Consider the following 7,256-nt stretch of genomic DNA (forward strand, 5'->3'; position numbering starts at 1 on the left):
AACTTGCTCTTTTTTGATTCTGATACCCCGTCCGCTTGCGGCGGGGTAGTTCATTGGCGAAGATAATGAGCGGCTCTGACGAGGTGACTTGACTTAAATCTGCGCCCGCCTCTAGCAGTTGAGCCACAATGGTCGATTGACTGTGGGCGATCGCCACTTTTAGGGCTGTATCTCCATCTTGATCCCGGATATTGACTTCAGCCCCCGCTGCGAGCAACTGCTGTACGATCGCTTGATACCCCTTAAAGGCCGCAATCATCAGAGCCGTACTGCCATCTTCGTTGGATTGGTTAACATCAGCTCCAGCCGCGATCAGTAGCCGAAGAACATCCCCTTGATTTGCCGCCGCCGCCACCATGAGAGCGGTTAAGCCATAGTGCGATCGCACGTAGTTCACGTTAGCGTGATGCGCCAATAAAACCCGCACGATTTCGGTATATCCGACTTGGGCAGCTTGCATCAGCACGGAGGTTCCGTCGGGACTGACCGTATTCGCATCAGCGCCGGTATCTAATAGAGCTTGGACTTGTTCAAGACTGCCGTTGTGGACAGCTCGCACCAACAGCGTGTCTTTGCCTGACATCATAAGTAAATTTGGATCTCCCACATGATGATCTCAAGACTTACGCACAGTAGGCGGCGTCCTAATCACGAACCTGTGCCATGTCCTATTGTCTCACTCCGATTACACATCGATCCGCAGTCAAAAAAATAGTGATAGATTATCGAAATGATTACTGTAAATTCTGTTGAAATAATTGAATACCGGGCTGAGCTCGCGGGGAATCCAGTTGCAATTGAAGCATTGGACATGATCGAAGACTGCGAGGGTGATGTAGAAGATGCGGCGATCGCCCTGGCGCTGCATGTGGGGCAAGAGCCAGACCGATCCGACGATTGGCTAGACGGCTTCGTGAAGCGATCGCGCCATTTAATCTGTGCAGCGGACGTGAAAGCACAATTTAACTCGGATTCGATCGTGGAGGTGCTAAGCCTACTCGCCGAAGCAACGACCATTCCACCGTTGCTCCAGGTACCCGTCGCGATTTACTTGATCAAAACCGGGATCGATGTCTTCTGCCGCCCCTTTGAGGAAACTTTTTAACGCCATCGATCTTCAAAAGGGCTGAAGCGACGATACATATTCAGGATGGGATGACAATGCAGCCATTTCTACCTCGCTTACGGTTCAAGATGGTACGGTCGGGCTTAGTTGGACTCGCTTGGCTGAGCGTCCTCCTTTCGGGACGGGATGCTGCCGCGCAGGATGCATCTGTCTGTCCTGATCAGCTAGATGCAGACATTCAATCCATTCTCAATCAGCCTTCGGTGCGTTCATCGCGGTGGGGTATCGCTGTGCGGACAACGCCTACCTCCGGCGAAGAGGGAGATTGGCTTTATCAGAAAAACACCACCCAGTTTTTTGTGCCTGCCTCCAATGCCAAAATCTTCGTGACAGCGGCAGCACTAAATACATTAGGCGAAGACTATCGCATTCGTACCTCAATTTATCAGGAATCCACTGGAAAACAGAATGAGATCGTGCTGCGGGTGCAAGGACATGGAGATCCCAGCTTATCGGATCAGCAATTGCAGTCCCTAGTCACCCAACTGCGCGATCGCAACATCAGTCAAATCGATCACCTGATTATTGATGATTCCTATTTTCCCGGCGATTGGGTGAGTCCGTCCTGGGAGGCTGAAGATGTGCAGGCCGGCTACGGTGCCCCTGCCAATAGCCTGATTTTGAATCAGAATGCAATCAATATCACGCTCTATCCCCAGAGGGTGGGGCAACCGTTACGGCTCGTTTGGGAGAATCCCCAGGAATCGACGGGCTGGCAAGTGCAAAACAATACGCGAACGGTGTCCCGATCGGAAGGCGAATCTATTTACGTTGGACGGGATATGACTCGTCCGATTCTATACCTGGATGGGCAATTGCAGGAAGGTTCGGAACCAGATCTGTCGGCGATCGCCATTACGGACCCGACAGCCTATTTCCGAGATCATCTTCGCAGCGCCCTGACCCAAGCAGGCATTCAGGTCAACCAAATTCAGCTTGAAACTAAGCCAAATTCCCAAGTTGGAGATGAAATTGCCTTCATCAATTCAGCTCCCTTGATCGATCTCATCACCGAGGCCAATCAAAACAGCACCAATCTCTATGCAGAGGCGCTGTTACGCTTGTTGGGAGTCCTAGACTCTCCCCAAACCAGTTCCGCCCTATCCGCCGGAGCCCAGGCTATTCCCCGCTTATTATCTCCCTTGGGTGTCGATAGTCGAGGGGTAACGCTAGCCGATGGTTCGGGGCTCTCTCGTCAAAACTTAGTTACGCCTGCTGCTATTGTCGCGACGTTAGATGGCATGGCGCGATCGCCCAATGCAGACGCCTATCGAAACTCGTTTGCGGTTGCGGGCGTGAGTGGAACTCTAAAATCTAGATTTCAAAACACTGATGTTGTCGGTCAGTTGTGGGGAAAAACCGGAACCTTGCGAGATGCAGTAGCGCTATCGGGGTATTTGCACCCTGACCACTATGAGGCGATTACGTTCAGTATTTTGGTCAATGACCCTGCTTTATCCATCGCTTCTGCAAGACAAGCGATGGATGACATTGTTTTGCTGTTGAATGGCTTACAAAACTGTCAGGAGAATATTTGAAAGATCGAGACCGGTAGATGCTTGTTTTTGTTGGTCATGGGGGTAAGCTTTACCTAGCCTTCTGGCCAAGTTCAGCGGATTTAGGACGAAAATGCTTCAAGATTCCCGCCATTTCCAAAACAACTTTGACTTGAGGCTTTACTCCTTTAAACGAAAGGCGAGCTTGGCGCTGCCTAGACTTAACAAAACTATCGATCAAAACGTCGGTGACACTGGGTTCAATCGATTGAGTTTTACTTAAATCAAGAACGACCACTGCACCTTCCCGAAGTTTCGCATCTAGATCTTTGGCCAGAAATGGTGCTGTAAAGAAGTCAAGACGATTAGGTGCGAACACAATCGTTCGCGGCTGATCTGTGAGATCCATAAACTCCAATAGCATACATTGAATAAGGTTCTGCCTTCATCTAATAGTATTTTGACGGTCAAATCCTCAGTGAAAATTGGAGTCTTGGTGCTGCTCTAAAATAAGAACTTTATAAAGTCGCAACCATCTTTTGTGATTATTCCTGGTTTCTACGGAGTTTGGATCAATTCCAGGAAAACAGCTTCAGTCTGTATGCTTACAGTGCCAAGAAATGCATCTCTGATCTGCAAAGATATAAATAAGTTTTAGGAATTTCTCCGAAAAAAAGTTGAACGTTTTCAGAATAGCTGAGCTACGATTAAAAGCAAAGATTGAGGGATTGTCTATGGTTGTGAGGTTGAATCGCTTGGCGATCGCTGCGATCGCAGTTGCTATGCCGCTCGTTGTTGCCCAGCGAGCGATCGCGCAAGAAGTAGAAGTCAGAATAATTAGTCCTGGCTACATCGACACGGTGCCCGAAGCGGTTGATGACGCTTTCTTCTCCCATGATCCGGATTACTACCAAAACCGGGGGGTAGGTGAACAACTAGACTGGATGTTTGGATTTGGTGGGCGTGATCTCGGATTTCTAGAAAATGAAATCTGGAGGGACGGGCGAGCCGTCAGCGACATCACAGATGAGCTTTTGTTTGAGCAAGCTCACAGTACGCCCATTATTCGGACTGCCGATCTTCCCAATCCTTTTAATCAGTCTCTGCAAGTTATTGAGCGGATCGAGCCGCTTGAAGCAGTGCCCTTACCCCCAGCCCGTTCTCGCGTCATCGTTACACCTCCCTCTGCGCCACCCGCAGCCGTTCCGGCACTCTGGTAGTCGGTTCGTGATTCAAGCGTATTTGTAGATTTTCTGGCGCGATCGCACCTAACTTGTGGAAAGGTGCGATCGCGTCTCGTTATGGGGCAGTGGTAAACAGACTAATTGTTCGTCAGGGTTATTCAATGCACCCAGCACCTGCAATTGCTCCTGCTGCTGAAGTTGATCGACAAGCTGGTGAATCGTAGTCGCTGGGGGCATGGGGAACTGATTGACTCCAGCGTTCACTAAAACTTGCCGCCCTAGCAGTTGGTGCGCGTTGAGCAAGTCAAGCAGAAACGTTCGAACATCAGAAAGTTCAGCCCCTCTAATTTCGATAGGTTGATGCATGGGGCGATCGCGCTTTGAAACACGCTGACGTTTGGGGCGACGACCATTTAGTAGGTCTAGATCCCAAAGTAAGTCGCACTCGCGTAGGACGTTGGACTCATTCAGCAAGCTCTCTAAGTCATCAATACTCGGCTTTGTGCCAGCAATCACTAGCTCCCCAGAAGCAGCGGCGTTGACTAAGCTATGGTAGGTTGCTAAAAATTGCACAGACTCTAAGCTGGGCGTGATATGGCGATGGGGAGTGTCTGTGAAAATGCGCTGGTAAAACTCGTAGCCCTGGTTTCCAGGCTTTCCGATTCCTTCTGAGCGAATGAACAAAAGCTGCTGACACAGGTCCAAACTCACGGCCCGACGACAGGCATTCATGACGTGGTAGAAACTGGTCAAGTTGGGATCCTCGTTCCAGGCAATGCCCACCCGTCCAACACGGCTCACCTCGATGCTAAAGAGTTGACTCGCATAGGTCGGGCTGGGGAGCAAACGCGGACGGAACTCGCCTTTATAGACCACATGAATTAGCTCCTTCAGCCAAGTGCTGGTAATGATGCTGATAATCACCAGAAAGTTTCTTAACCTCGGGTTGTGAATCGTGGAGTTGACATTGAAAATCGCCTGGAGATCAATGACACCCTCCGAGGTACGGGCAATGTTATCAAGCTGATCAAAACACAGGACAATGGGCTGGGTATCGGCGGCCAACCGTCCGAGGTTTGCCAGAATGCCTTGGGCAGCGTGCTCAGTGGCGATCGCCCGCTGTGTCCCTAAAATCGACCCCCCGCAACCAATCACACGCGAGCGTATACCAATCGGGATTCAAGATGATCCTGTTCGACTTGGCTGAGGAGAGTGGCGATCGCCTGAAGCGGCTCGACATGAATGGATTCTACGTGCAGCGTCGGATTCTGCGACTCATACCAAAAATTGCCAGGCTTAAATGTAGCTGGGTCAAACGGATTAATGGCATGACGAAGAATGGAATCAATCGTAGGCACAGCAGTTCGGACTGAATTGGGGCTGATTTACTGGATCAGTTTTACCGCATCTCTCGGCAAGATGATAGAACGTAAGGTCTACCCCCAGAAACAATGGCCTCAGTTGCGATGGTTGTTTGTGTAGCGAATATTGGTATTTGCCCATTGCAACTTTTCGCGCAGCGTGCGGAAAAACGAATATTGTTCTTCCAAGACAATGAACTGCGCCTGACACTCGGCAATGCGAATATCTACTCGCTGTCCCGGCCAGATCGAGGTTGCCAACACCCCATCCATCCACAATTTTGTGAGCAATTCCCGATCCGCAAGCGGCCAAATGCTGACGACGGAACCACACGGCAACACAATCGGGCGGCTAGAAAGACTCAGCGGACAAATCGGGGTAACCACGATCGCCTCCATACCGGGATGCAAAATTGGCCCACTGGCCGCAACCGTGTAACACGTTGATCCCGTTGGAGTCGCGACGATTAAGCCGTCCCCCTGGTACTGATCGACCACTTCCCCATCGATTTCCATTTCTAAGATTGAGGTAATCATGCGATCGGCAGAGGCTGGCCTGACGCACATCTCGTTGAGCGCAAAGTAGCGATCGCTCATCGGTTCCATATTGGTGCGGCTTCCTTCGTAGGTGGAAGCTTGGAGCATCATCCGCTGCTGTACCGCAAAGCGATCGCTCTCAATGCGGAAAAAAAGATGGTCTAATTCGTACAACACCTGAGACGGCTCGGTCAGAAAGCCCAGATGCCCCCCCACGTTAACCGCTAAAATCGGAATCCCTTCGGGTGCAAGATGTCGCGCTGCGGCCAGCGTCGTACCATCCCCCCCCAACACAATGGCGAGGTCAATAGGTTGAGAGACCGACGCCAAGAAAACAGGGTAAGGATTGTCCTTGGAGCCGCTCGGCCCCATCATCACTCGACAACCCTTACCTTCTAAATAATGAACACAGGCCTCAGCCATTCGCTGGCTTTCGAGATGGCCTGCTTTATAGACAATGATCGCTTGGTTTAGCTGCACGCCTCTACCACTTCAGGAGGTTGAACTGCTCCATATCAACCGTATCTCGGTTTCGGTAGATCGACAGTACAATTGCTAACCCCACCGCCGCCTCTGCTGCCGCAATAGAGATAACAAACACCCCAAAGACCTGTCCCTTAATATCTACGGGATCTAAGAAATTAGAAAAGGCCATGAAATTGAGATTGACGGCATTCAGCAAAATCTCAATCGACATCAACACGCGGATCGCGTTACGACTGGTCACTAACCCGTAGATACCAATACAGAATAGGGCAGCAGCCAGTAGTAAGAAATAGCTCAGTTCCATGAATCTTGTGCTTCTAAACAACAGTTCGGCGTTGCAAAACACCATCGTCAACCATGAGTGACCGTCCGCAATCGCAGACCAATTAGTTCTGATCCCTATTTATCCGAATCCGACGGCGGCTTTACGCCAACACCTACCAACTCTCGAGGACGCTCTGGCAAGGTCAATACTGGGCGATCCACCTGCTCTTGGCGATCAACATCGGGCAGAAACTCGCGACGAGCCAACACAATCGCCCCAATCAAAGCCATAAGCAACAAAAGCGATGCCACCTCAAACGGCAGCAAGAAATCGCTAAAGAAATGCTTGCCAATCAGCACAACCGATTCATCACCCGCGGGTACACCCGAAGCCCCACCCCAAGGTGTTGTCAGAACCGTGGTGCCAAGCAATGCGAACAAGCCGACACAAACAACAGCCGTGATCGCTTGTCCAAGCCAGGCATTGCGGACAGGGGTAAACGATTGGCGCTTATTGACCAGCATGATTCCGAACAGAATCAGAACGTTTACTGCGCCAACGTAGATCAAAATCTGTGCGGCTGCCACGAAGCCCGCGTTAAGTAAAACATACATGCCGGAAATACCGACAAAAACACCACCCAGCAAGAAAGCTGAGTACACAATGTTGGATAACAAAACGACCCCTAGAGCCGACCCCAACATCATGGCTCCCAAAATCACAAATGAAACCAGTTGAACCCCATCCGCTAGATTCACAGCCTTTTCGCTCCTTATCTATTCCTGACTGATTGTACAGTAG

Annotated in this window: 10 protein-coding genes; 3 read left to right on the plus strand and 7 right to left on the minus strand. The window is 50.5% G+C overall.

Going from position 1 to position 7,256, the window contains the following annotated elements; genetic code table 11:
- Nucleotides 1-586: ankyrin repeat domain-containing protein (locus IGR76_04935; GenBank protein ID MBF2077867.1), on the minus strand; the 586-nt coding region annotated here is incomplete at its 3' end.
- A 144-nt stretch (nt 587-730) separates the two neighbouring features.
- On the opposite strand from IGR76_04935, the gene IGR76_04940 reads away from it, so the two are divergent.
- Nucleotides 731-1,105 carry a hypothetical protein gene (locus IGR76_04940; GenBank protein MBF2077868.1) on the plus strand — a complete coding sequence of 125 codons (375 nt, stop codon included), beginning with the start codon at nt 731-733 and terminating at the stop codon, nt 1,103-1,105.
- A 50-nt stretch (nt 1,106-1,155) separates the two neighbouring features.
- Nucleotides 1,156-2,664, plus strand: a complete 1,509-nt coding sequence (gene dacB / locus IGR76_04945; protein ID MBF2077869.1) for a D-alanyl-D-alanine carboxypeptidase/D-alanyl-D-alanine-endopeptidase — start codon at nt 1,156-1,158, stop codon at nt 2,662-2,664.
- A gap of 49 nt (nt 2,665-2,713) precedes the next feature.
- Here dacB and IGR76_04950 read toward each other — a convergent pair whose 3' ends face one another.
- Nucleotides 2,714-3,031 (minus strand): anti-sigma factor antagonist, encoded by a 318-nt coding sequence (locus IGR76_04950; GenBank protein MBF2077870.1) that lies wholly within the window; start codon nt 3,029-3,031, stop codon nt 2,714-2,716.
- Between the two features lie 325 nt (nt 3,032-3,356).
- On the opposite strand from IGR76_04950, the gene IGR76_04955 reads away from it, so the two are divergent.
- Nucleotides 3,357-3,842, plus strand: coding sequence for a hypothetical protein (locus IGR76_04955; protein ID MBF2077871.1), 486 nt, complete (start codon nt 3,357-3,359; stop codon nt 3,840-3,842).
- A gap of 48 nt (nt 3,843-3,890) precedes the next feature.
- Here IGR76_04955 and IGR76_04960 read toward each other — a convergent pair whose 3' ends face one another.
- The 5 genes from IGR76_04960 to IGR76_04980 form a co-directional block, all read right to left on the minus strand.
- Nucleotides 3,891-4,961: a hypothetical protein gene (locus IGR76_04960; GenBank protein MBF2077872.1), complete on the minus strand. Its 1,071-nt coding sequence runs from the start codon at nt 4,959-4,961 to the stop codon at nt 3,891-3,893.
- Entirely contained in the window at nt 4,958-5,164 is a 207-nt protein-coding gene (locus IGR76_04965; protein ID MBF2077873.1) for a hypothetical protein, read from the minus strand. Before IGR76_04965 ends, IGR76_04960 begins: the two co-directional genes overlap by 4 nt.
- A gap of 99 nt (nt 5,165-5,263) precedes the next feature.
- Nucleotides 5,264-6,184, minus strand: a complete 921-nt coding sequence (locus IGR76_04970; GenBank protein ID MBF2077874.1) for an NAD(+) kinase — start codon at nt 6,182-6,184, stop codon at nt 5,264-5,266.
- Nucleotides 6,185-6,188: 4 nt separating this feature from the next.
- Nucleotides 6,189-6,494, minus strand: a complete 306-nt coding sequence (nuoK, locus tag IGR76_04975) for an NADH-quinone oxidoreductase subunit NuoK (protein MBF2077875.1) — start codon at nt 6,492-6,494, stop codon at nt 6,189-6,191.
- A gap of 95 nt (nt 6,495-6,589) precedes the next feature.
- Entirely contained in the window at nt 6,590-7,213 is a 624-nt protein-coding gene (locus IGR76_04980) for an NADH-quinone oxidoreductase subunit J (protein MBF2077876.1), read from the minus strand.
- Nucleotides 7,214-7,256: the final 43 nt, after the last annotated feature.

This window comes from Synechococcales cyanobacterium T60_A2020_003 (genome assembly GCA_015272205.1).
Classification (GTDB): Bacteria; Cyanobacteriota; Cyanobacteriia; order RECH01; family RECH01; genus JACYMB01.

Bases quoted from the DNA above. Each gene is read 5' to 3' on its own strand.
- IGR76_04940 (MBF2077868.1), top strand. From the start codon at position 731: ATGATTACTGTAAATTCTGTTGAAATAATTGAATACCGGGCTGAGCTC.
- dacB (MBF2077869.1), top strand. From the start codon at position 1,156: ATGACAATGCAGCCATTTCTACCTCGCTTACGGTTCAAGATGGTACGG.
- IGR76_04950 (MBF2077870.1), bottom strand. From the start codon at position 3,031: ATGGATCTCACAGATCAGCCGCGAACGATTGTGTTCGCACCTAATCGT.
- IGR76_04955 (MBF2077871.1), top strand. From the start codon at position 3,357: ATGGTTGTGAGGTTGAATCGCTTGGCGATCGCTGCGATCGCAGTTGCT.
- nuoK (MBF2077875.1), bottom strand. From the start codon at position 6,494: ATGGAACTGAGCTATTTCTTACTACTGGCTGCTGCCCTATTCTGTATT.